12 protein-coding genes are annotated in these 24,243 nt (G+C 42.0%); 3 read left to right on the plus strand and 9 right to left on the minus strand.

Features of this window, described 5'->3' with window-relative positions; genetic code table 11:
* Window positions 1-58: 58 nt before the first annotated feature.
* The 6 genes from RDN79_RS15015 to RDN79_RS15040 form a co-directional block, all read right to left on the minus strand.
* Window positions 59-1,330: a replication-associated recombination protein A gene (locus tag RDN79_RS15015; protein WP_298555204.1), complete on the minus strand. Its 1,272-nt coding sequence runs from the start codon at window positions 1,328-1,330 to the stop codon at window positions 59-61.
* Window positions 1,331-1,586: 256 nt separating this feature from the next.
* Complete coding sequence (locus RDN79_RS15020) at window positions 1,587-2,756, minus strand: site-specific integrase (protein WP_298555137.1); 1,170 nt, start codon at window positions 2,754-2,756, stop codon at window positions 1,587-1,589.
* A gap of 229 nt (window positions 2,757-2,985) precedes the next feature.
* Window positions 2,986-4,581 (minus strand): RagB/SusD family nutrient uptake outer membrane protein, encoded by a 1,596-nt coding sequence (locus RDN79_RS15025; protein ID WP_298555139.1) that lies wholly within the window; start codon window positions 4,579-4,581, stop codon window positions 2,986-2,988.
* Window positions 4,582-4,608: 27 nt separating this feature from the next.
* Entirely contained in the window at window positions 4,609-7,590 is a 2,982-nt protein-coding gene (locus RDN79_RS15030) for a TonB-dependent receptor (protein ID WP_308573257.1), read from the minus strand.
* 510 nt (window positions 7,591-8,100) lie between these two features.
* Window positions 8,101-9,519 (minus strand): RagB/SusD family nutrient uptake outer membrane protein, encoded by a 1,419-nt coding sequence (locus tag RDN79_RS15035; RefSeq protein ID WP_298555141.1) that lies wholly within the window; start codon window positions 9,517-9,519, stop codon window positions 8,101-8,103.
* A gap of 31 nt (window positions 9,520-9,550) precedes the next feature.
* A complete protein-coding gene (locus RDN79_RS15040; protein ID WP_298555207.1) occupies window positions 9,551-12,430 on the minus strand; it encodes a TonB-dependent receptor in 2,880 nt (959 codons plus the stop codon).
* Between the two features lie 1,123 nt (window positions 12,431-13,553).
* On the opposite strand from RDN79_RS15040, the gene RDN79_RS15045 reads away from it, so the two are divergent.
* From RDN79_RS15045 to RDN79_RS15055, 3 genes are read left to right on the plus strand one after another with little or no spacing between them, the layout of a single operon-like run.
* Window positions 13,554-16,706, plus strand: coding sequence for a TonB-dependent receptor (locus RDN79_RS15045; RefSeq protein ID WP_298555188.1), 3,153 nt, complete (start codon window positions 13,554-13,556; stop codon window positions 16,704-16,706).
* A gap of 29 nt (window positions 16,707-16,735) precedes the next feature.
* Window positions 16,736-18,274 (plus strand): RagB/SusD family nutrient uptake outer membrane protein, encoded by a 1,539-nt coding sequence (locus RDN79_RS15050; RefSeq protein ID WP_298555190.1) that lies wholly within the window; start codon window positions 16,736-16,738, stop codon window positions 18,272-18,274.
* 30 nt (window positions 18,275-18,304) lie between these two features.
* On the plus strand, window positions 18,305-19,174 hold the full coding sequence (locus tag RDN79_RS15055; RefSeq protein WP_298555191.1) for a hypothetical protein: 870 nt from the start codon (window positions 18,305-18,307) through the stop codon (window positions 19,172-19,174).
* A 76-nt stretch (window positions 19,175-19,250) separates the two neighbouring features.
* On the opposite strand, the gene RDN79_RS15060 is transcribed toward RDN79_RS15055, so the two are convergent.
* Genes RDN79_RS15060 through RDN79_RS15070 form a run of 3 tightly spaced genes read right to left on the minus strand, consistent with a single transcriptional unit; the run spans window position 19,251 to window position 23,955 of the window.
* Window positions 19,251-20,711, minus strand: coding sequence for a hypothetical protein (locus tag RDN79_RS15060; RefSeq protein WP_298555193.1), 1,461 nt, complete (start codon window positions 20,709-20,711; stop codon window positions 19,251-19,253).
* Between the two features lie 11 nt (window positions 20,712-20,722).
* The gene (locus tag RDN79_RS15065; protein WP_298555195.1) at window positions 20,723-22,474 is read right to left on the minus strand and encodes a DUF6057 family protein; all 1,752 of its coding nucleotides are present in this window, start codon (window positions 22,472-22,474) and stop codon (window positions 20,723-20,725) included.
* 11 nt (window positions 22,475-22,485) lie between these two features.
* On the minus strand, window positions 22,486-23,955 hold the full coding sequence (locus tag RDN79_RS15070; protein WP_298555198.1) for an ATP-binding cassette domain-containing protein: 1,470 nt from the start codon (window positions 23,953-23,955) through the stop codon (window positions 22,486-22,488).
* Window positions 23,956-24,243 lie beyond the last annotated feature (288 nt).

The following is a 24,243-nucleotide window of genomic DNA, read 5'->3' on the forward strand; positions in this document are numbered from 1 at the left end:
AGCCATTCCGTTTACATTTATCTTTCATTTTCCACTTTCAATTATCAATTATCAATTCCTAAAATCGTCCTCCCCACAAACGTCTCATTTGTTCAATAAGTTTGTGTTCGGATGGATTTTCCTGTCCTTTCCACAGCCGTTCATTCAAAACTTCCTTAGGAAGGAACTCTTGCTTGACAAAATGATTTTCATAATCGTGCGCATATTTGTAATCTTTTCCGTAATTCAACTCCGCCATCAATTTTGTCGGTGCATTCCGCAAATGAAGGGGAACAGGCAAGTTACCTGTACGATTCACTAACTCCAACGCATCGTTAATCGCCATATAAGCCGAATTACTTTTGGGACTGCATGCCAGATAAACGGTCGTTTCCGCCAAAATGATCCGTCCTTCCGGCCAGCCGATTTTCTTCAAGGCATCAAAACAAGCATTTGCCAGCAATAGAGCATTCGGATTCGCTAACCCGATATCTTCCGATGCTGAAATAACCAGACGGCGGGCTATGAATTCCGGGTCTTCGCCACCGGCAACCATACGCGCCAGCCAATAGATAGCGGCATCCGGATCACTTCCGCGAATGGATTTGATGAAAGCGGATATAATGTCATAATGCATCTCTCCTCCTTTATCATACGCCGCCGGATTTTCCTGCAAGCGCTCTACCACCTTTTCATCTGTTATTTCAATCTTTTCATTTCCTTCTTCTGCAGCTACAACAAGCTCCAGGATATTCAGCAGTTTCCGTGCATCGCCACCGGAATAACGCAACATGGCGTCCGTCTCGGTCAGCACGATATTCATATCCTTCAATACGATATCTTCCGTAACCGCCTTATTCAACAAGGTCAACAGATCCGCTTTCTCCAACGACTTCAAGACATATACCTGGCAACGGGAAAGCAACGGACGGATGACCTCGAACGAGGGATTCTCCGTCGTGGCACCGATCAAGGTTACCACACCTGTCTCTACTGCATTGAGCAGAGAGTCCTGCTGCGACTTGCTAAAGCGATGTATTTCGTCAATAAACAGGATCGGTGAAACGGTATTGAAAAAGCGGTTGCTTTTTGCCTTTTCTATTACCTCCCGCACATCTTTCACTCCTGAACTGATTGCGCTCAACGTATAAAACGGAGCTTCCAGTTTATTCGAAATAATCTGCGCCAGCGTAGTCTTTCCTACTCCCGGAGGTCCCCACAATATAAAAGAAGGGACTCGGCCCGCATCAATCATCTTTCTAAGGACAGCACCCGGACCTACCAGGTGTTTCTGCCCGATATAGTCGTCCAACGTTTTCGGACGTAATCTCTCTGCTAACGGTTGACTCATCATGCCAACAAAAGTCGCATATTTTATTTACTTTTCAAAGCATAAACACCGTAAAAATTCGAGCCTATTTTAATGTTTGACAACAGGAAAATATAATAAAAAGTAAGCACACATAGCAGCACACCTCTTTCGGCGGCATAAAAAGATAACATTTTGTCATATTTACAATTCTCGGCGGCTAAATAAAATCATGAAAGATCAGGCCGTATCAAACCCCGTCCAATACAGCCTGTCCTCCTGCATCCATTGCTCTGTTTTATTTCAACGTGATATTTTCCAGATCCCGTATAACAGTCATATCCATAATATCACTATAGATTTCCGTTGTCCGTACGCTTTTATGCCCTAACAGCTTCTGGACTGTCGTGATATTCGCCCCATTATATAACAATAAGGTAGCATTGGTATGGCGGGCCATGTGGAAAGACAGCCTTTTATCTATTTCCGCCAGCCGGCAAATTCTTTTCAGCTGTTTATTCACGTTCGAGTTTGCCGAGACAGAGACTCCAAACAGCGTTCTTGAATAACGCTTTCGATAACGCTCATAGACAGCAAGGGCTTTCCCGTCGAACAACAGGAATAAAGGAAGCCTGACGTTGACATCCGTCTTGACCGATGAATAGACCAGCCATAACTTATCATCGATCAAATGGAAATTATCCGGCCGTATATTTACAATGTCGGAAAAACGAAGCCCGGTATAGCAGCTGAAGAGGAACATATCGAGTGTCCGTCTGAGCGTCCGTTGCAATTTAGGAGCGACTTTCTCCAGCCTATCCAATTCTTCCGGCGTCAGATGACCACGCTTGCTTTCCATATATTTAATCTTATACTTGCGAAAAGGATATTTCTGCAATTCAAACAAATCCTTATTAATCGCCAGGTTGACATATCTTTTCAGATGCTTCATATGCTTGGCAATCGTATTCCGGTGATACTTTTGCTCAAGAAGAAAACGTTCAAAATCACAAAGGAAATTAAAAGTGAGATCTTCAAAAGAGACTTGTGGCTGATACTGGCACAAAACCTGCAAAGTGGATAAGTGGTTTTTCAACGTGGAAAGTCTTAAATTACTATGCTCGATCTCATTTTTCATAAAAGAGACAAAAGAAGAAGAGACGGATTCAAAATCTCCCTTCTCTCTCAAATCCCTCAAAGAGAACGGACGTCCGCTCTGAACCATATCCAATTCGATCCGTTCCAAATAAGAAATATAATCCTCAATGTACTGATTGAGTTCATCCATGTTGGGATGATTCCTCACAGCCTTCTTCTTGCTATCCCACTGCGTGGGTTTAACATAGATTTTCGTTGAGAAATACTTCTTTTGCCTATTCAGGTAGGCCTCTACCTGAATCAAAGCCTTTCCTTCTGCATTCAACCGCTTCTTCCGATTGAACACCAGATTGTAAATAACTTTTTCCATGATATACATTATTTTCTGAATGAGAACACGAAGGAACAATAATAAGTTCTTTGTTCCGTATGAGACAAACTAAAAGTTTGTTATATTTCATGTTTCAATAGAAGAACAACTATCCTCAGAGCGATCCCGCAAAAGCCTGGACAGAGACAAAAAAAGAGACGTGTTCACAAAAACACGCCTCTTTATTCCTTTTCCGGATGTAAACTTTTTCCTTCTTGTTTTAATTATTTTATTCTATATCAGGAACAGGAGAAGGAACAGGTACGGCTTCATTATTGTCACTGTTAGACAAAGCCGGATTTGCCTGGATTTCTTTTTCCGGCAAACGCCACAATAAGATCGGATCTCCGGGTTGGATATTAAAGACGGATGATGCATTTGGATAACCAGCGCCACGACGATCAACGCCTTTGTTCAAACGCATAATATCAAACCAGCTCATACCTTCACCCCAAAGTTCAATACGGCGTTGATGATAGATTTCTTCTTGCATAGCTTCAGGTGTCGAAGCAGTACATGAATACTCCGGATCACGATAATCACGCAAGAAAGACTCAAGAGTCGTCTTAGCCCCGGCTACGTTTCCACTCATAGCCTCACCTTCAGCTTTGATCAAGTACATTTCTTCTATACGCATTAAAGGTATATCGCTTGCATTCGTAGAAGTTTCCAATTCGTCATTATATGGAGCAAACTTTACCTGTGTATAAGCACCATAATAATAATAGACCAGATCTTGTTCTTCTTCTGTCAGAATCGGAGAAACAGTATCTTCATTCAGCCACCATCCCTTACGAACATCTGTATCCGGAATTGAATTATACAAATTCTTATTAATCTGACGGCCGCCACTATACCAGCAATATCCATAGTTTAATGATCCCATGTGAGACGGGAAATTACAGATACCGGTCGTTACAACACGATCAGATTCCGCAACCTTGATTGCCCACATCCAAGAATTATCATCAGCAGTATTGAACGCCGGTCTTTTCATTTCATCAATAGAATAGGGTGTTGCAGATGATAGGTTGATCGCACTTTCCGCATCTTTTGCCGCATCAGCCCAATTCCCCATTGTTAAATTGATACGAGCACGCAAACCATAAGCCACAGTTATGTCAATGTAGCGTTTGTCTCTCCTCTTGATGGTTGAGTTTTCCAAATATTCGATTGCCTTATTGATGTCGTTCATAATCTGAGTATAAACTTCCTCGACCGTTGAACGGGCACAGCCTTCCGTTGAGGCAGTGGCAGCATTCTGTTCGGTAATGATAGGGACGCAAGGCGATGTTTTGTGAGTTCTATAGTTGAATTGGTAGTTTTGTGCCAATACCCAATAGTTAAAAGCCCGGGTTGCCAATGCTTGTGCAAGATAGTTTTGCAAAGTCGGATCATCCGGATTTTCGCCAACCGAAGCTACGACATTGTTAGCAGCATAAATTTGGTTATACATCACTCCCCACATCATCCGGCATTCATAAGCTGTAAAAATACGGTCTTCATAAGTCAAGCTATTGCCCATCCAGTTATAACCGTTATCTTTACTTACAAAGTCTGCACCATTCGTATCCATGAACAACATCAAGCCCGGATAGCCGATATCATTATGCCGTTCTGTTTCAGTAATGATGGAGCCATAAGAACTGAATTGTGTAAACACCGCATTGACACCGGCTTCAGCTTTGGAAGGATCGCTTTCTGCCACTTCTTCTTTCTGGTCGGATGTAATAATTTTATCTTCAGGATATGTGTCCAAATCTACACAACTGTTCAAGGCTAATGTAGAAAGAGCGCATACAGATAATATATATTTAGCTTTCATATATTTATAACTTTATTCGTTTATTAATTAGAATGTAACGCTAATACCTCCTGAAACTGTACGGATCGGAGTATAAAGTGCAGTTGTGGCGCTGGTATAACTCTGACGTGGATCAAGACCTTTGCGAGCAGAAAGCAATGCAACATTATCAGCAGCGAAATAAACACGCAGTCTGTCCACCAAGAATTTAGTCGTCAATGATTTAGGCAAAGTATAACCGATTGTGATATTGTTCAAAGAAAGATAGTTTGATTTCGTTAACCAACGATCTGACTGTGAACTTGCATATTTGTCTTCTGCATCCAGACGCGGAACATCGGTATTTTTGTTTGTTTCGGTCCATGCATTGTAAATATCTTTATGCCAGTTTGTTCCTGCATAGGTAGCGGCCCCTCCATGCATAAATCGTGCGTAACCAGAATCATAAATCTTACCGCCTAACTGATAAGACAGCTGAACAGAAGCGTCGAATCCATACAAGCTCAAAGAAGTCCCGAAACCACCATAAACAGTCGGCAACAAATCATCAGTCGCTTCTTTGTAGTTGACCGCACTTGAATAGTCTGAGGTCTTAATAGGATTTCCGTCTTTATCTTTCGCCCAATACAACGCCATACCGGTTTCAGGATCGACACCTGCATATTTGACCAGATACATACGATACATAGATTCTCCTTCTGTATAGATACGCGTATCGTTGATCAATTCGCCGTTCAAGTCCGGATGCAATTCAATAATTTCATTTTTAATGAATGATGCATTTAAATTGACATCCCAACTGATATCTTTATTTTTGATAATAGCATAGCTGAAATCTAATTCCAAACCAGAGTTACGCATAGCACCGACGTTCATAGGAATTTCCTGATAGCCAGAAATCGGTCCAACCGGTTTGTAATACAGCATATCACTGGATTGGCGCAAGAAATATTCGATACTACCATTGAAACGATTATTGAACATGCTAAAATCAAAACCCGTGTTGAAAGAGGTCGATGTTTCCCATGTCAAATCAGGATTTCCTTTATAATCCAATGCACCATCAGAAAAAATACCGTTGGCGCCAGTCATTTTGAACTGATCGATATAAGCATAATAATTACCAATCATATCATTACCCTGCTGCCCAAAAGAAGCTTTGAATTTTAATAAATCAATCCATTTCACATCTTCGAGGAAACTTTCTTTAGACAATATCCAGGCAGCACTTGCCGACCAGAAATTACCCCAACGGTGATCCGGATGGAATCGGGAAGAGCCGTCACGGCGGAAAGATGCACTTACATAATATGTGTTCTGATAATCATAGTTTACGCGAGCGATATAACCTTCTGTAGCGTATGAGTTTCCATATCCATATCCAATAAGTTGATCGATCGCATTATTAACATGGAAATTTTCAGGGTTATACAAGTTCTGTCCGGAAGCCTCCACAACCTCTTCATTCCATTTATATCCATCGTATCCGATCATTACATCGAGGTTATGATCATCGTTGAACGTCTTTTGATAAGTTGCAATATACTGTTGGTCGAATCCCCAAGTACGTGAATGTCCTTGATAGGCTGTACCTCCATAAGAAGCGCTCTGGCCCGAATAGGCATTACCCAACAAATTATACCGCTGGCTGTCCAAATTCATACCATAACGAGCGGTAACAGTCAATCCTTCTATAGGAGTAAAGTCAGCATACCAGTTAGCATTCACGATATCGTGCAGATATTCGTCTTTATTATAAATCAAGTCACCGGCAGGATTGGAAATAGCCATAAATGAACGAGAGAATTTAGTGCTTACCCCGTCACCGTAATCGTAAACTTTACGTCCGCCATTCATTTTAATAGAACCGTCCGCATTACGCACGTATAAAGGATAAACCGGAGCAATCATATTTGCCATCAAGAAAGCATTTCCTGAAGAAGCTGTTGCAGTCTGGTCTCCCGGATAGCGGCTGTTTGAATAAGTATAACTGAGGTTTGCACCAACTTTCAACCATTCTTTCACCTGATAATCACCTTTGGCACGGGTTGAATATCTTGTGAAGCCAGAGCCATCGATAATACCTTGATCATCCAAATAGCCAAAAGACACATAATAATTGGCTTTCTCTGAAGAACCGGAAACATTCAGATTATATTCCTGACGGCCTTTATTGCTGAATATTTCATTTGCCCAATTATCCGGAGTATAATAATAGGAGCCATCCGTATATCCCAATTTGGCATTTGGATTCATTTTACCATCTAATCCGTATAAAGATTCTCCATCAGGAACAGTAAAGATTTGACAGCCTAAACCGCCTTTACTATTAATAGGCAGCCAAGTGTTGGCATAGCTATTTGATTTAGCTGCATCATACCCCAAATTATATGTACCAGCATTATATAAAGCCTGATAAGCATGGTCCATATAATCCGTTACGTCTGTCATAACATCATAGTTTTTTATCATCCGGGAATTTACACCCCATTTAGCGTCGAAATTAATGGATGCCTTGCCACTTTTACCTTTTTTGGTTGTGATCATAATCACACCATTTGCACCACGTGCACCGTACAAAGCGGTCGAAGCTGCATCCTTCAATACGGTCATTGATTCAATATCCTGCGAGTTAATAGAAGAGATATCGCCATCATAAGGAATACCATCTACCACATATAGAGGATCGGATTTGGCATTTATAGAGCCTACACCACGGATTTTAACGGTTGCTGAGGTTCCCGGCTGTCCGTTCGCACTTTGAATTTGCACACCGGCAACAGCACCGGCTAATGCATTTGTAACATCTGAAACCTGGCGCTTTTCAATTTGTTCGGTCTTTACAACACCGGCTGATCCAGTAAAAGCGGCTTTTTTCGCAGTACCATACGCCACCACGACCACTTCGTCAATCATTTGGTTATCAGGTTCCAATACCAAACGAAGATTCGGTTTCACTCCGATTTCCTGGGCCTTCATACCCACAAAAGAAACTACCAGAGTCTTTGCAGAACTTGGTACATTTGTAATATACTGATTGTTAGTGGATTAATTATTTATGTAGTCTAAGCTATTATCTATTTATAAGAAATAATACATCGAATATGATTTATGTACATGTATTTGATATACAGAATATTAATATATATACTCTAAATAATGGTTTTTTCAAAGATGATCGTAAATTGGGACTATGGTTCTACCTTAGTTGCTGAGTATAATATGGATGATTTTTCATTTTGTCGGCAATCATACTACCGGATCATTCATCCGATATTCGCTTTCCGGTATCAGTAAAATTCCGATCATCGGCAATACGTCCGTAAACGAATGGTGCTTCCATAGAACAATCTTTTTATTATAAACAAACGTAGTGACAATAGTTGAATGCCATAAATATGAAACCGACTAATTTGAAATCAACTCATTTCAAATTAATCGGTTTCATGTATATTGCTTAAAAGAATGCGCTCCCGGATCAAGTCCGGGATTACAGGATAGTGAATTATGACACGACCCTTTTCATTCAGATTCTATTTTTTAGAAGTACCCTTCGTTCTGTTTGATATTAGGATTAACATCTATTTCAGCCTGTGGTATTGCCAAAATCGTGCGATAATCCTGATAACTCGGAGATATAAGATCGGTATTGTTCAGGAAGTGATATCCTCCCTTACGAGTCACCGTGATTCCCAAACGCATGATGTCATAAAAACGATGACCTTCCATTACCAATTCCTTACGTCTTTCTTTCAAGACCAATGCTTCGGTGGCAGTCACATCTGAAGCGGAAGGAATAGCGCGTTTGATAATCGCATTCAAATATTTATTTGCACTTGCCTGATCTGCAGAAGATTTTTTTAATGCAGCCTCGGCAGCAATCAGATAAATATCGGACAGACGAATTACACGGATATTGTTTACAGCACTTTTGCCATTGATGCCCGGATATTTATTCATGTAAGTACGGCCTTCGACAGATGTCGCAGCCAACAAATTACGGCGGATGTCATCCGGATTCTCATTGATAAGATCTTCAAATTCTTTCGTGTTGGAGACTGCCGCATATCCTTTAGGATCGACCACATATCCAAACATTTCACGATTACCAGCATCCAAGTCCGATATTTCCAGATCGAATACAGATTCCGAAGAATATCTTCCTGACCATGCCGCTACATAATCTTCTGTTTTCAGCAAAGAATACGGAGAATTGTTAATGACGTCTTCAGCATAAGAAAAAGCCTTGTCCCAATCTCGTTTATATAGATTGACACGTGCCAGCAAACCTTTTACAGCCCAACTATTGAAACGTCCGTCTTTTACTTCTGTTCCGATATATTTCAAAGCTTCTTCCAAATCGTTGATGACCATTTCATATCCTTCTGCTACGGTTGAACGGCCGGGAAGATCGTCTGCGCCCAAAACTTCTTTTACCAATATGACGCCCGGAGTGGCTCCATTTTCTACAAAATAAGGCTTTCCGTATGTGATCAGGAGGTTAAAATGGCATAAAGCACGAAGAGCCAAAGCTTCTCCTTTTGCATTATTGAGTTCATCTCCGGCAGGAAGATCACCTGTTTCAATTGCGTTTAGCAATACATTGGCGCGATTAATGATCTTATACGGAAAACTCCACAGATCTTCCGGCGAGTTATTCTGACGATGCGTGAAACGGTAATAAGTATCTGTTCTTAAACCGCCGGAAGAAATTGTCTGCACATCTTCACCTCCGACTTCGGCACGTGAAACAAAGTCACAACCGTAATAGCTGTCGTCTTTTAAACTGTAGTATGTACCGTTCAATGCTGTTTCTACATCTTGCAAAGATGTGATAGCATCTGTACTGACCAATGAATCTGAAGGGAGAGTTTCCAGATATCCATCACAAGATGTAAATGTAACTGAAGCTATTGCAGCAGCAACAAATATAGATTTTATATTTAGTCTATTCATCATTGTTATTATTTATAGTAAAACGAATTCCGGATTACAATCCGATTTCAATACCAAATGTTACTGATTTCAAGTTAGGCAATGCCCAAGTAGCTACACCTTTAACCGGTTGTTCAGGATCAATATTCTTATAAGCAGCCCATGTCAACAGGTTATTACCGGATGCAAAGATTCTGACATTTCTCATTCCGGCAGCCTGCATCCATTTTGAAGGCAAATTATAAGATAATGTCACGGTTTTCAGACGAAGATGATTGGAGCTTTTCATATGGCGGGAACTTCCGTAACGAGCATATTGGTAGCTATTGATACGTCTCGGCACATCTGTGATATCGCCGGGCTTCTGCCATCTGTCCAACTGCTGGATACCGATGGATTGATATGCTGTTTCACCATCCGTATCAGTGTACAGCAACGCAGGATCATCCATGATATGACCACCTAAAGAGAATGAAAATAAAGCATTTAAATCCAATCCTTTCCAAGAAAGAGTATTTCTCCATCCCCCGGTTATTTTAGGGTCCGGTTTTCCAACGATAACACGTTGAGCCTGTGACGGGTCTTTAGTCAATTCACGATTGATTGTTCCATCTTCATTCTCTGTGTTCAATACCCATTGCTCTTCACCTGTTTGCGGATCGACGCCGGCCCATTCACGACTCCACCAGGAATAATAAGATTCACCTTCTCTTAAAATGGTAGTTCCGTCAATGATGTCTTTTCCTCCATACAGTTTGCTGACCTTATTTTTATTGTGAGACAAAACAATACCGGTAGACCATTTTAGAGCAGTTTCGTTGAATACGTCATAGTTTACATCCAATTCTATACCGCGGTTATTCATAGCACCTACATTTTTCAATGTGTTATTGAAACCAGTGGTCATAGATACCGGAACATCCTGCAGCAAGTCTTTTGTTTCACGATTATAGAAATCGAATGCGACGCTTAAACGGCCGAACAGTCTGGCATCAAAACCGATGTTGAAGTTTTCATTCTTTTCCCATCCCAAATCAGGGTTAGGGATAGTCGTAGGAGCAGATCCCGGTTGATCCTGATAGTTATAACCATAACCGAACAGACTTAAATGGGAATAAAATTTGGAAGGCAAAGTACCATTTATACCGTATGAAATTCTCAGTTTTAAATCATCGACATAGGTCAAATCCTTCATGAAAGCTTCCTGGCTCAATCTCCAAGCCCCTGAAACAGACCAGAAGTTACCCCAACGTTTGTTTGCTCCTAATCTCGAACTACCGTCACGACGGTAATTTGCTGAAATATAATACTTGTTATCGTAGTCATAGTTGATACGGGAGAGCAAAGACAACAGGTGGTCTTCCTTATATCCGGACGCTGCCGTCATCGGTTCCGAAGTGTTCTCCAGCTCCGGCAGTTTATCGTGCGGATAGTTAGCTCCGACAGCCTGGACATATTGTTCTTTTCTATCATCGACATCCCAACCGACCAAAACATCCAAATTATGTTTGTCGGCAAATGTATTGGTATAATTCAATACTGTTGATGAATAGATATTGTGATGCTGATACGGATATTTGATCATCAAGCCTTTGTAAGCCTCACCGTTATTTGAATTCATCGGCCAATAAGTCGTAGACTGGTTGTCGATAAAGTCATAACTTATTGTTTCCTTGATTGTCAGACCTTCGATTATTTTATAAGAAGCCCACAGGGAGTTGGTGCTTCTCAATACTTCCGAAGTGTTTTTATCCAACCCCTGGTCTTTTAATGGGTTAGGCACATTTAACTGGGCCAATGGGAAACCGTCGTAAAACGATCCATCTTCATTATAGATAGGAATGTTAGGAATGGCATACCAGTTTTTAACGAAATAGGCATTGGCATAAGCTGTACCTTCCGAAGCCATTTCTGATTTTTGTTTTGAGAATGAGATGTTTGCTCCCATCTGCATCTTCCCATCTTTTGATCTGTGGGTAACGTTAGCTCTACCGGTAAAGCCTTCCATACCGGTCGTATTGATCATACCGTCTTCTGTTTTGTAGTTTAATGAAGCAAAGAAACTGGTCTGCTCGCTACCTCCTTGTGCCGAAAATTCATAATTCTGGTTGAATGCCGTTTTCTTGAACAATGCATCTTCCCAGTTTGAATAGTGATCTCTCAGAGGGGCGAAAGTATCTGCACCATCCTGCGCATAAGCTCTTGCTTCCTCATCTGACATATCCTTGTACAGGATACCTTCATTGTAATAAGCTTCATAGGTAAGTTCATGTTGCTGTTCCCCGGAAACAGTTTCTCTGTTTTTAACAGCCCAGTCGGAAAAGCCCCAGTTCGCTTTAAAATTGATTTGGGTCTTACCTTCCTTACCTCTTTTCGTCGTAATAAGGATTACACCATTTGCTGCACGTGAACCGTACAAGGAAGCAGCTGCCGCATCTTTCAAAACCGTAATGTTTTCGATATCGCTCGGATTGATTGAAGACATAATATTGAATGCTTTTGAATCATTGCTTACTCCAGATACGGCAATATCACCGGAAACAACGGGTACTCCGTCAATTACATAGAGAGGTTCATTTGTGGCGTTCATGGAACCTGTACCACGAATACGAATACTTAAACCTGCACCTGGCTGTCCACTGCTCGAATTTACGGTCAGACCTGTTGTTGCGCCTTGCAAGGCTTGCTCAAAAGATGTAACAGGTACATCTTTTAATATTTTCTCTGTATTCACAGATGAAGCTGCTCCGGTAAATGATGACTTTTTAGCAGTACCATAAGCGACAACCATAACTTCGTCAAGCATTTGATTGTCTGATGCCAACAAGACATGTAACGTCGGTTTCACCCCGACTTCCTGGGACTTCATACCTACAAAAGAAACAATCAGAGTCTTTGCAGAACTTGGTGCATTTGTAACATCCTGATTGTTAATTGGTTAATTATTTATGTAGTCTAAGCTATTATCTATTTATAAGAAATTACGCATCGAATATAATCCATATACATACTATTGATATTCAGAGTATTAATATATATACTCTAAATAATGGTTCCTTCAAAGATAATCGTAAATAGGACTACTGTTCTACCAGTTTTATCCTGATTCTTTAGCGGTACAATTGGTCTATTATTATAGAAACTTATTATTGATTGCGAAAACAACTGTCATATTATCATGCTTTGCTTAAAGCAAACTTTTTGTTATTTCTTACTTATTGTACGATTTTCCAAAATACCCGTTGGTCTGAATCGAAACAGTAGCGCATGAAATTTGATTTTATACCCCATATATTTCAAATTTCCCGCAAGGGTAATATTTTTTAAGAAACAAGAAATTTGGCAAGAGTTTGAATATTAACAATATATGGATATCCGCCTTTTGGGGAGGGGTTCTTGTATTTTTTATCATATATAAATCCGTTTAGAACAGGTTCATTTCTTGGAAGTGAATGATGATTTACCGGTGTGTTTCATGTTTGTGATTATAGTGTCGATATCTTAGGGCTGTGCTCTGGGCTATGTCCTGTCGGGCAGCCTTAAGGCGAGGCTTTCCTCATACCGCAGGCTCTCTTTTGCGGCACAAGGCGTAGTCTTGTTTTAGGGCTTAAAGAAGAGGATTGTTTTGATTTGACTTTTTGATAGCCGGAAAAAGATAACTGATTTGTCTAACTTATACCAAGATCGGAGTGTATTGCAATATCATACCATAATATTTGTCAGTTTTTGATTATTTTCTACCCTTGTAGACCTGAGCTCTTTTTTGACCCCTCAGAATCGCCCAAAAACGATGCTTGGGCGAGAGGTTAAAAATAGATAATTTTAAAGGAGGCGGAATTAAGAGGAATGTCATGAGAATTCAATCCAAAATATCGATTTTGCATGATCTTTTGTTAATTATCATCCCCATTTTTGTAAAATCCTATTAGTTTTTAGTTGTTATAATAAATTTATTATTACATTTGCCCTCTCTTAGGAATATTTATACATTACATGATGTGTAAAAAAACAGATAGTGCAAATTAGTTATTTATAAGTTAAACAAAAAAAGTGTGTCTATGAAAAGGTTAACTTTCCTTTTATTCTGCCTATTATTAGGCATTGGGATGGCCAACGCTCAGACGACGAAAGTAACAGGTACTGTTATTTCGGCGGAAGACAACGAGCCCATCATTGGTGCATCTATAGTTGTTAAAGGTACGACTATAGGTACGGTAACAGATTTTAACGGTGCATTTTCTCTGGATGTACCAAGTTCTGCAAAGACTCTGGTAGTTTCCTTCGTGGGTATGAAGGCCCAGGAAATCGGAGTGAAACCGAATTTGAAAATTACTTTGGAATCTGATAATCAGATGCTTGATGAAGTAATGGTTGTCGCTTATGGAACTGCGAAAAAAAGTTCTTTTACTGGATCGGCCTCTACGATTAGTAATGAAAAGTTAGAACTTCGCCCTATCACGAACTTAACGAAAGGATTGGAAGGACAGGCTACAGGTTTGTTAACAACTTCCGGATCCGGACAGCCTGGCGAAGATGCTTCCATTGTGATCCGCGGTTACGGTTCAATTAACGCATCACAAGACCCACTGTACGTTGTCGATGGCATTCCGTTCGATGGATCTTTAAGCTCTATCAATCCGTCTGACATTGAGTCCATGACTGTATTGAAAGACGCTTCCGCCGGTGCTTTGTATGGTGCACGTGGTGCAAATGGTGTCGTCATGATCACGACCAAACAGGGTAGAGAAGGGAAAGCCCAGGTTACATGGCGCTCTACCGTAGGATGGGCTTCACGTGCCATCCAACCGTATGATATGGTTGATCAGAAAGAATTCGTCCAATTGACTTATGAAGCTCTTCGTAACGGTTATGCATTCAACTCCGGTTATTCATGGGAACAAGCACAACAGATGGCAAGAGCCGGTTTAAGTGCCAATTTAGGCGGTGAATTATACAACCCGTTTAAGAACTATACTTGGGACAATTTGATCAATCCTGAAACCGGAATGGTACAGGCTGATGCAGCCTCAGCTTGGGATGAACGATGGATGGACGCTGTTCAGCGTGATAATGCATTCAGACAAGAACACCAGTTATCCGTAAACGGAGGTTCTGACAAAACGAAGTATATGTTTTCACTCGGATATTTGAATGAAGATGGTATTCTTATCAATACGGGCTTTCAACGTTATAATGCCCGCGTAAACGTTAATTCAAATGTAACGGATTGGTTCAAAGCCAATGTTAACGCCTCTTTATCGAACTCTGTGCAGGATTATAGCGACTACGATGGTTCTTCGACATCAAATGTATGGTATTCGGCTCAATTCGTTTCACCGTTATTCCCTGTTTATGTAAAGGGTTTGGATGGAAAGAATGTGTTGGGTGAAAATGGCAAGCCTCAGTTGGATTATGGTGAGAACGGACGTCCGGGAAGTTATACGGATTACAACCCTGTTGGCGGTTTGACTGACGACAAATCAAACAAAAAAAATGACGTGGCAAGTCTTCGTACAGGTATGACTTTTGGTTCGGACAAGGATAATTTCGGAATTTTCAAGGGGATCAAACTGAATATTAATTTCGGTCTTGACTATCGTAACCAGTCACGAATGAGCTACATGAATATGTATCACGGTAACCAGGCTACTGCCGGCGGTTTGCTGACAAAATACAACACGCGCATGCAGAGTTATACGTTCAATCAATTACTGTCATGGGATCGTTCTTTCGGATTACATTCTTTTGATGTTTTGGTCGGACACGAATTTTATGCTTACAGCTATGAATACCTTAAAGCCGGAAAGACAAACTTAGTCGATGGTATCCTTGAATTGCGTCCGGGAACGACTTTGTATGCAGCCGACTCTTATACCGATAATTATCGTATTGAATCCTGGTTGGGACGTTTCAACTACAACTATGATGAAAAATATTATTTCTCCGCTTCATTGCGTACGGATGGTTCTTCCCGTTTCCATAAAGACCATCGTTGGGGAACATTCTGGTCTATAGGTGGTAACTGGCGTATTTCCAAGGAAGCGTTTATGGAAGATGTTGATTGGGTCGACAACTTGTCTTTAAAGTTGAGCTATGGTCAACAAGGTAACGACAATATCCTGAATTCGGATCAGACAAGCAATTATTACTTATGGCAGAGCCTGTACGATTTGGGATGGCCGAATGCAAATCAGATCGGAGGCTTGGTGACTTCATTGGAAAACCAAAAAGTGTCTTGGGAAAAAAATGGTAATTTGAATGTCGGCATCGAAGCGACATTACTGGGAAGCCGTTTATCTGTCAACGCTGAATATTATAACCGCAAGACAGTCGATATGCTGTTAAGTTATCCGATGGCCACTTCTACCGGATTCAACGGCTACAATGCCAATGTCGGAGACATGAGAAACTCAGGTTTCGAATTTGAGGTAAGAGGTACTGCTATCAAAACGGACGATTTCGTCTGGAATATAAGCTTGATGGGATCGACTGTAAAAAATAAGGTCCTGAAACTGACAAGCACTGCACCTGAAATCATTAAAGGTGTTTACAGTATTAAAGAGGATATGCCTATCAATACGTTCTATATGGCAAAATCAGCCGGGGTAGACCCTGCCACAGGAGCTCAACTCTATTGGGTGTACGACAAGGATGAAAACGGAAACATCATTAACGAACGTATCAGCGACGACTACTCAAAAGCATCGACCAGTAAGTATTATCAGGGCAACCGTATTCCGGATCTTTACGGAAGTATCGGAACCGACTTTTCTTACAAAGGCATCGACTTGTCAGTCCTGACTTCGTATTCAATTGGCGGTAAGATTTATGACGGCCTGTATATGGGTGCCATGAATGCCCAATATGCAACAAACACATGGAATAAACATCAGTTACGCCGTTGGCAGAAGCCAGGTGATATAACGGATGTTCCTCGCGTGGAAATCAATGGTTCTTATACAACGACAGATCGTTTCTTGATCAATGCATCTTATTTTGCAATCAAAAATATCACATTAGGTTATTCCTTGCCTAAAGACTGGATGAGAAAGGCAAAGCTGGGAAATGTCCGTGTCTTCGGTTCCATTGACAATCTGGCGTTATTTTCCCATTTGAAAGGTATGGACCCTCAATATAATTTTAAGGGTGAAACCGATTATTCATACGCACCAAACAAAACATATTCTTTTGGTGTAGAAATTAATTTCTAAAGTAGAATCATTATTTTATAAGAAACAAGATGAAAAAGATATTCAAATATATGATTGTCGGTCTGGTGGCTTGTACGACTCTGTCGTCCTGCTTAGAGAGTTCTCTTGACACCAATCCGACCGATTCAATGTCCGGAAGCGGACTGCTGGCTAATGCAAACGCAGCTTTGGTACCACTGAACGGTCTTTATCGCTCCATGTATTCGGCATGGTCTCCGACAGGCAATACACATCAATGCTTCGGTATCAGCGCCTACAACCTGATGGCCGACGTAATGGGCGAAGACATGATTATGTCTGCATCAGGTAGCGGTTGGTTCTGGTACGATTGCTTGTATAACGTAAAAAGTAGATATACCACTACCACTTGGCGTTCATACGATTTATGGAATTGCTATTACACTTGGATCTCCAATGCAAACTATATCCTTGCGGCTGAAGAAACGATGGCCGGTACGGAAACGGAAGTAAACTACATCATGGGACAAGCTTACGCAATACGCGCTTATTCCTATTTCATGTTGGCACAGAGTTTCGCCCGGACCTATAAAGGCCATGAGTCCGAACCCTGTTGCCCGTTATACACCGAACCGACAGTCGCCGGTACGGAAGGCAAACCGCGTTCCACGGTACAAGAGACATACGACCAGATCGTAAGTGATATCAGCAAAGCGGTCGAACGGTTAAACGGCACGACGCGCAAACATATTTCGCATATCGACTATGCCACGGCATTAGGTTTGCAAGCACGTATCGCATTAGTGATGGAAGACTGGGCGACTGCCAAAAAAGCGTCAGAAGATGCAATTGCCGCAAGTAATTGCACGATTGCTAAAGTTTCAGAATTCAAAGGCTTGAACAACGTAAGCGCACCTAACGTCATGTGGGGAGCTGAAATCATATCCGACCAGAGCGGTATGTATGCAAGTTTGTTCTCACACATGGATGCTACAGCCGATAAATATGGAGCAACAGCCCGTAAACAGATCAACAAAGACCTATATGGAAAAATAGGCACGGAAGACGATCGTTTGGCATGGTGGAATCCCAAAGATGCCAACAATAAAGAAGGTGGCTATCAACAGGAAAAATTCAAATTTTCCGATATCCAGACTTGGATGGGAGACTATGTATGGATGCGTATAGAAGAAATGTATCTGATTGCAGCAGAAGCTGAATGCCGCTTAGGAAATGACGCCGGCGCACGCGAATACTTAATGGATTTGATGAGCAAACGTGACGCGTCTTACAGTTGCGCCCAAAAATCCGGTACGTCCATGGGAAAATTGACCACTGATTATACAGGTTCATTATTGGAAGAAATCATTATACAACGCCGAATTGAACTTTGGGGTGAAGCCGGACGTATTTATGATATTCGCCGTTTGAAACAAGGATTCAAACGAACTGCAGAGATGGGTTGGCCGACCGATGCTTTGCTTGTCAATCGCAACGCAAATGATCCGGAAAGCTACATGTGGGTATTGACAATTCCACAAACAGAGTTTGATGGAAATGTTAATATGGATCCGGAAAAAGATCAAAATCCGGTAGGTGATACTAAATAAATTCTATCCACAGATAAAAAGATTAAAGCGATGAAATATATCTCAAAAATTTCAACATTAATAGCTCTTCTTCTGGCTACACTAAGTTTCACGGCTTGTGACAGTGAACAAGAATGTGCTATCTATAAAGAAGCAACAAATGGAGCTACTTTCATAAACGCTTCTTTAGCAAATATTACAGTTTCGCCATCTGATCCGACTTTCACGGTAGATGTCGTTCGCGCAAAAGCTGATAGCGAATTAAGCGGGGCAGTTACATTGACAGCAACAATCGGCAAAGAACCATTGGCCGGCTGTACCGTCTCCGGTTATACCTTTGCTGCGGGTGAAAATATCACTAAAATCACTGTAAACGTTTCTCCTTTGGAAATTGGCAAGGAATTGAATGTCACACTGACATTGGATAATACTGAAGAACCTCTTAGTGGCAGTAATACGATCTCGGTGACAGTGAACAAAGATTACAATTGGGTATCTTTGGGTACAGGTACATTTGCAGATGTTTTGGCTTTCACTGAAAAGCCTTATAATGTGGAAATTCAAAAAGCGGACGGTTTCGACCGTTATCGCGTAATGAAACCGTATGAACAAGGCTTGAAGAATGATGACGGCCAATGGGGAAATGCTGTAGCCGCAACTTCATGTGACTATATCGAATTCTGGATTAAGGATGGCATTATTTATTATAATAAGTTCTTCATCGGAATCAACTATGACGGGAGCGCTTCAAATGCAATCTATGCACACCATCCAAGTGATTTTGACGGAATCACCTTAGCAAATAATAAACAGCTTGATGACAAGACATTCCAATTAGCTCCTTATTACTATATTGAAGCCTTACAAGGAGGTTTTGACTATACAGGAGAAGGAGGTTCCATCCTTATTACTCTTCCATAAAGAAGAAATTGCCCATTAACAATAGAGGCTGGTTCTAAAGAATAGGACTCAGCCTCTATTTTTTTGTCCGGTCTTATTATTGGGCAAACCCGACGTCCGTCCCCTTATCTTCTTTCGCCTTAATGGCCAGGACCCGGCCTTTCACTTTTACCTTTCCGGTTATAAATTCCGGAATATTGAAGGATTTCATAAAGGCCTGATAGAAACCGGCATCTTTCTGAGGCAACAGGAACGGTTTGCCGACTTTGCCGTCTTCGCCTACATAAGCAATATACGGACGCGTATATAAACCGTCTATCCGCCTGCTGCTGAAAACAAACCAACGACTGTTGCTGCTCCAGGAATGATAGCTTTCCACATCGTCACTATTCACTTCCGCCAACGGACGGCTCGTACCTGTCTGAAGGTCCGCCATGTATAAATCCGCATCTTTATGCCAGATTGAAAAGTTTCCATAACCGGATAGCGTATATAAAAGGTAACGTCCGTCAGGCGAAACGCGCGGGAAAGAAGCACTCATTCCGCCGCTCTTCGCATTATAAAGCGTATCGACCTGTGTCCCGAAAGCACGTGTCTTCGGATCAAAGGAGACAGAACATAAGTTATATTTGACTTCCGAATATTCTTGCGGAATCGGCCGTGCCTCCGCAGTACAGAAATAAAGTGTCTTTCCGTCGGGAGAGAAAGTCGGAAATGTTTCAAAAGCATCTTTCGAGAAAATATTCGAGGCCGTTACAATCTCGTGTTTTTCCACATCGTACACCACAACATCGGAAGCCTCGTCATATACCTCCACCCTATTCTTGTCATTCAGATGAAAGGCCTGCTTGGTCGTATTCACGGAGAAAGCCACATATTTGCCCGAAGGATGCCAAGATGGATAGACCAAAGAAGAAATCGTTTTCTTCGTTTTGGTATTCAGCTTTTCAATCTTGTCGCCATCGACCAAAATCGTTCCCGGAAAAGTTTCACGCATATGGAACAGCATCTTATCCGGATTCTGCATGCAAAACGAATGGCAATTCACACAATTGTTTCCACTCATCTTATTTTCAATAATGGGAGTTTGCGTATGGCTCTCCAAATCCCGCTGATAAATGCCCATCTTGTTCCATAACTCATATCCGGGATCGATCAGGCGATAAGCCAAATAAGAGTCTACTTTTTCCGGAGCCACCTGAATTGAAAATGGGGCATACGCCATCCACTCGCCTCCTCGCCTTGCCTGGACCGTCACTTGAATAGATTTCCCGGTAGCGGCATCCAACATTTTTTTCCATTTCGTATCCGGAATAACGAAGCCTCGCTTTCCACCTTTCACAACAAAGCATTGTTCTCCTGACGAAAAAACCGCCCGTGTCTCATCGGCAGAGTCTTTCAAAGCGAAATTCAACGGAGCGATATTAGGCGGTATGACCACACCGGCATAATCCGGAAAAATATTCGGCATATGTTCTGCCGTCCAACTCATTTTCACCGAGTCGGAACAGGACAACAAAGCTGCCAGCATACATAAATATAGATTCTTTCTTTCCATGTTCCTACGCATCATTTAAACATAAAATAAAACCAGTAGGTGTTTCCGTACGACCGGTTCAATAATCCAGCTATGGCACTGTTATTACGGTTCGCAAGCACCTGTTTTTTATAATCGGCAAAGCGGGCTACAGTCGTTTCGGAGATATTGAAACGTTTCCAATAATCCGGTTCTTTTTCAGACATCACAATGACGGCTTCCTGGAAATGCACGGGCAATGCGGGCAAAAACTCCGTTCCGTAATATTTCTCCATCAAGGCTTTAAACCCTTCCAGGTCTTTGGCCAACAAATACATAGCACCCAAATATTGCAATGCGGCAGAATTGGCCGGTCCCTTTTCCAGGAAAAGCCCCAGGTCTCCCGCCAATCCATCGATCATTGCCAATGAATTCCGGTCCGGCAACATCCGCCTGCGAGTTCCCAATACGGAATCGTTTTCGACAGCATCGTCATTATAAAGAAATTTGCGCTGTGATTGAGCCCAATCCCGGTATGCATACGTCTTCTCAAGTATCGAGATATATTTTTCGGCTATGGGATACGTGCCGTAAATCAGATTCGTCTGCACCAGCCTTTTCAACATACGCGGATTACCATCCTCCATAGCACTCACATAACCTTCAAAAGCCATTTCCTGCGATGAAGCGGTTGCTCCCATCGTAAAATAGATATCACTGAGCATGCAAGAGATATTTTCCGATTTATTCCATTGTACAAGCAATCCCTGAGGTCCCCGCTGGTCGAAGCAGAACATTCTATCCGAAAGTTCCCCCTTATTGGCCAATGCCATATTCAGATGGCACATATATAAGAAGTTAGTCAGTTTTCCTTTACACTCTTCTATCGTCTTGTCCCATTGTTCCGTACGGGCAAAATAATCCAGTTTTTTCAACTTCAACGTTTTAGCATCGCTATACTTGGGAATCCCCCACCACAAGACGGCACCGATCACTGCCAACTGAGCGATACAACTGATACCCGCCCGCCACTTCTTCCCGGACAAACTATTTTTATTCCGGAAAAAGAAAGCGACGAGAAAAACCAGAGGCAGGCAAATCCAAGAATAATAAATGATTTCTTTAGGATGGAGCGTATAATGATAATACAGATCCGGCCCGAAAACCCACCGGTATTCACCCATCAAAGAGAAATAAACCGTTCCGATGCCCAATAGGATAACTTCCGCAACCCCGATCAACGAGATATACCATTTAGGAGTCTTTTGCAACCCTTCGGACAGGCAAACCATTCCGGCGAACAAGACGGCAATCGATCCTGCCAGCCAGAACAAGACCGGAACCAGCACACAGCCTGCAACCAAACGGAAAAGATCATTCCTTAACCGCATATACCCGCAGAGCGAAGCCGTCATCATCAGATAGCAAACAGTACCCTGCACCCGGTAATTGAAATCGAAATGCATGAACAATAAAGCCAACATCGGCAGCACATAGAGGATAAAAAGCCCCGAAGCAGGCGCGAGCCGTTTCACAATGCCAGCCGTACAAATCCCGACACCTGTCAATAAGGCCGCAGTGACCAACGCCCCGACATAGGGCCGGATAAAAAACTGCACCAAGAATTCCGCCACCAACATGGAAAAGCCACCCGGAAGAACCAGTTTATCCATTATATACGACTCGGAGAACAGAAACAGCTGGCTCTGTTCTATATAATAAAAGTGATACTCGAAACTCATTTGCAAAAAAGCGAACAAAGCTCCGAAAACGATCAACCAAAAGGCTACAAGTTTGTATTTCATCAGACAAATCCTTAAGCGTGTTTAACCAATTCAAAACGTTTATCCACACAAGCCGGCAATTCATGCGGATAGTGCGTGACATAGATCAGCGTCTTCCCCGGACGCGAACAGAACTGCTCGATAATGGCAGCCGCCTTTTTCTTATTACTCACATCCAGACCGTGCAACGGTTCATCCAGGATAATCAGATCCGGATCTTTGACAAACGCACGCGCCAAAAGCGCCAACCGCTGTTCGCCGGAAGAAAGCGTAAGGAAAGAACGGTCTTTCAACTCTCCGATACCGAATACACGCATCCAGGCCAAAGCTACCTGTTGCTGCTGTTCCGTACATTTCCTAAACAGCCCGATCGAGTCAAAAAAGCCGGAACCGACGATATTCAATACCGGCACATTCTCCATATAGAAGAGATGCATCTCAGGGGAAACATATCCGATGCGTTTCTTTATATCCCAGATACTTTCTCCCGAACCACGCTTCCGGTCAAAAAGATAAAGCGTGTTGGCATACGATTGCGGATTATCGGCATAAATCAAACTCAACAAAGTCGATTTGCCGGCCCCGTTCGGACCGAACAACGCCCATTTCTCCCCGTTTTTCACCTCCCAATCCAGCTCCTTCAGGATCGTACGGCTACCGTATTTGATCGAAACGTGTTCCATCCTGAAAGTAACGAGATGGGCGGAAGGTTCTTTCCGCTCCTCAACCGGAAGGGAAAAGGATCCGCTCCGAACGGGATCATCCTTTCCCTCAGACGGGAACAAATCGGCTATCAACTCCGTATCCTTCAGAAATTCATTGCGGCTGCAAACCGGAAGGCATCTGCGCTGCTTGACCGGCAAGACATGCGTAATCATCTCAGGTATATCGTCCGGATTGGAAAGCAATAAGACCACCTGCACGCCTTTCAACTTTGCCATTTGCTGCAACATCTCCACCAGGACCCCTCTCGAAGGAGCATCCAGCCCGATAAACGGATTATCCAATATCAAGACACGGGGACGCTTCAACAACGTACGGACAATCAAGAACTTCCTCAATTCACCACTGGAAAGGAAGATCAGTTTCTTCGGCAAAAACTCTGCTATGCCGAACAAAGATAACACTTTATGATAATCTTCCGACCCCGCATCTTCATTTAATATATCTTCTATTGTAGGGACTTCGTCCGTTTCAGTCGAATGCCAACGTTGCTGATAATAAGAATTACGACAATCGGCCAAGGAGTAAATATCTTTAAACGCAATACTTTTCACCAGGGTACCGACATTCCCCTCGTATCCGAAAGTAACTTCGCCTTCCTTCAATGCAAATTTACGCTGCATGACGTCGGCAATCAACGTTTTGCCTGCACCGTTCGGCCCCATGACAGCCCATTGTTGTCCCTCTTCTATTATCCAGTTAAGAGGTTCTTCAAAACGCAGTTCCGGCAAGCGGGTCACGACGTTCCGAATATTCACCATTATTTTCCTATTTTCCATCGCCTTTTTATTACACGAAGCAAAGGTAACAGAAAAGGGGAAACTCTCCCAAGCTCCCCCTTCTATTTTGTACAGGTATATTGTTATATATTCCTTCGCAAATTAGTTACCAAAAACAGACCTGTACAATACCCCAACGTTCGTTTCAGAAATACACTTAAACTATTTACTCCACAAATATAGTAAATAATTTCACTTATTATCATTTAAAGACTTAAATTTGTTGCAAAACACACGGCTCTTTCATTTAAAAAATAGACGAATATTGAAAATAAGGCTTATTTTATC

This window comes from uncultured Parabacteroides sp., from assembly GCF_902493135.1.
GTDB lineage: Bacteria > Bacteroidota > Bacteroidia > Bacteroidales > Tannerellaceae > Parabacteroides.

Coding starts and splice junctions, on each gene's coding strand:
- RDN79_RS15045 (WP_298555188.1), top strand. CDS start 13,554: ATGAAAAGGTTAACTTTCCTTTTATTCTGCCTATTATTAGGCATTGGG.
- RDN79_RS15055 (WP_298555191.1), top strand. CDS start 18,305: ATGAAATATATCTCAAAAATTTCAACATTAATAGCTCTTCTTCTGGCT.
- RDN79_RS15020 (WP_298555137.1), bottom strand. CDS start 2,756: ATGGAAAAAGTTATTTACAATCTGGTGTTCAATCGGAAGAAGCGGTTG.
- RDN79_RS15050 (WP_298555190.1), top strand. CDS start 16,736: ATGAAAAAGATATTCAAATATATGATTGTCGGTCTGGTGGCTTGTACG.
- RDN79_RS15065 (WP_298555195.1), bottom strand. CDS start 22,474: ATGAAATACAAACTTGTAGCCTTTTGGTTGATCGTTTTCGGAGCTTTG.
- RDN79_RS15070 (WP_298555198.1), bottom strand. CDS start 23,955: ATGGAAAATAGGAAAATAATGGTGAATATTCGGAACGTCGTGACCCGC.
- RDN79_RS15025 (WP_298555139.1), bottom strand. CDS start 4,581: ATGAAAGCTAAATATATATTATCTGTATGCGCTCTTTCTACATTAGCC.
- RDN79_RS15035 (WP_298555141.1), bottom strand. CDS start 9,519: ATGATGAATAGACTAAATATAAAATCTATATTTGTTGCTGCTGCAATA.
- RDN79_RS15060 (WP_298555193.1), bottom strand. CDS start 20,711: ATGGAAAGAAAGAATCTATATTTATGTATGCTGGCAGCTTTGTTGTCC.
- RDN79_RS15015 (WP_298555204.1), bottom strand. CDS start 1,330: ATGAGTCAACCGTTAGCAGAGAGATTACGTCCGAAAACGTTGGACGAC.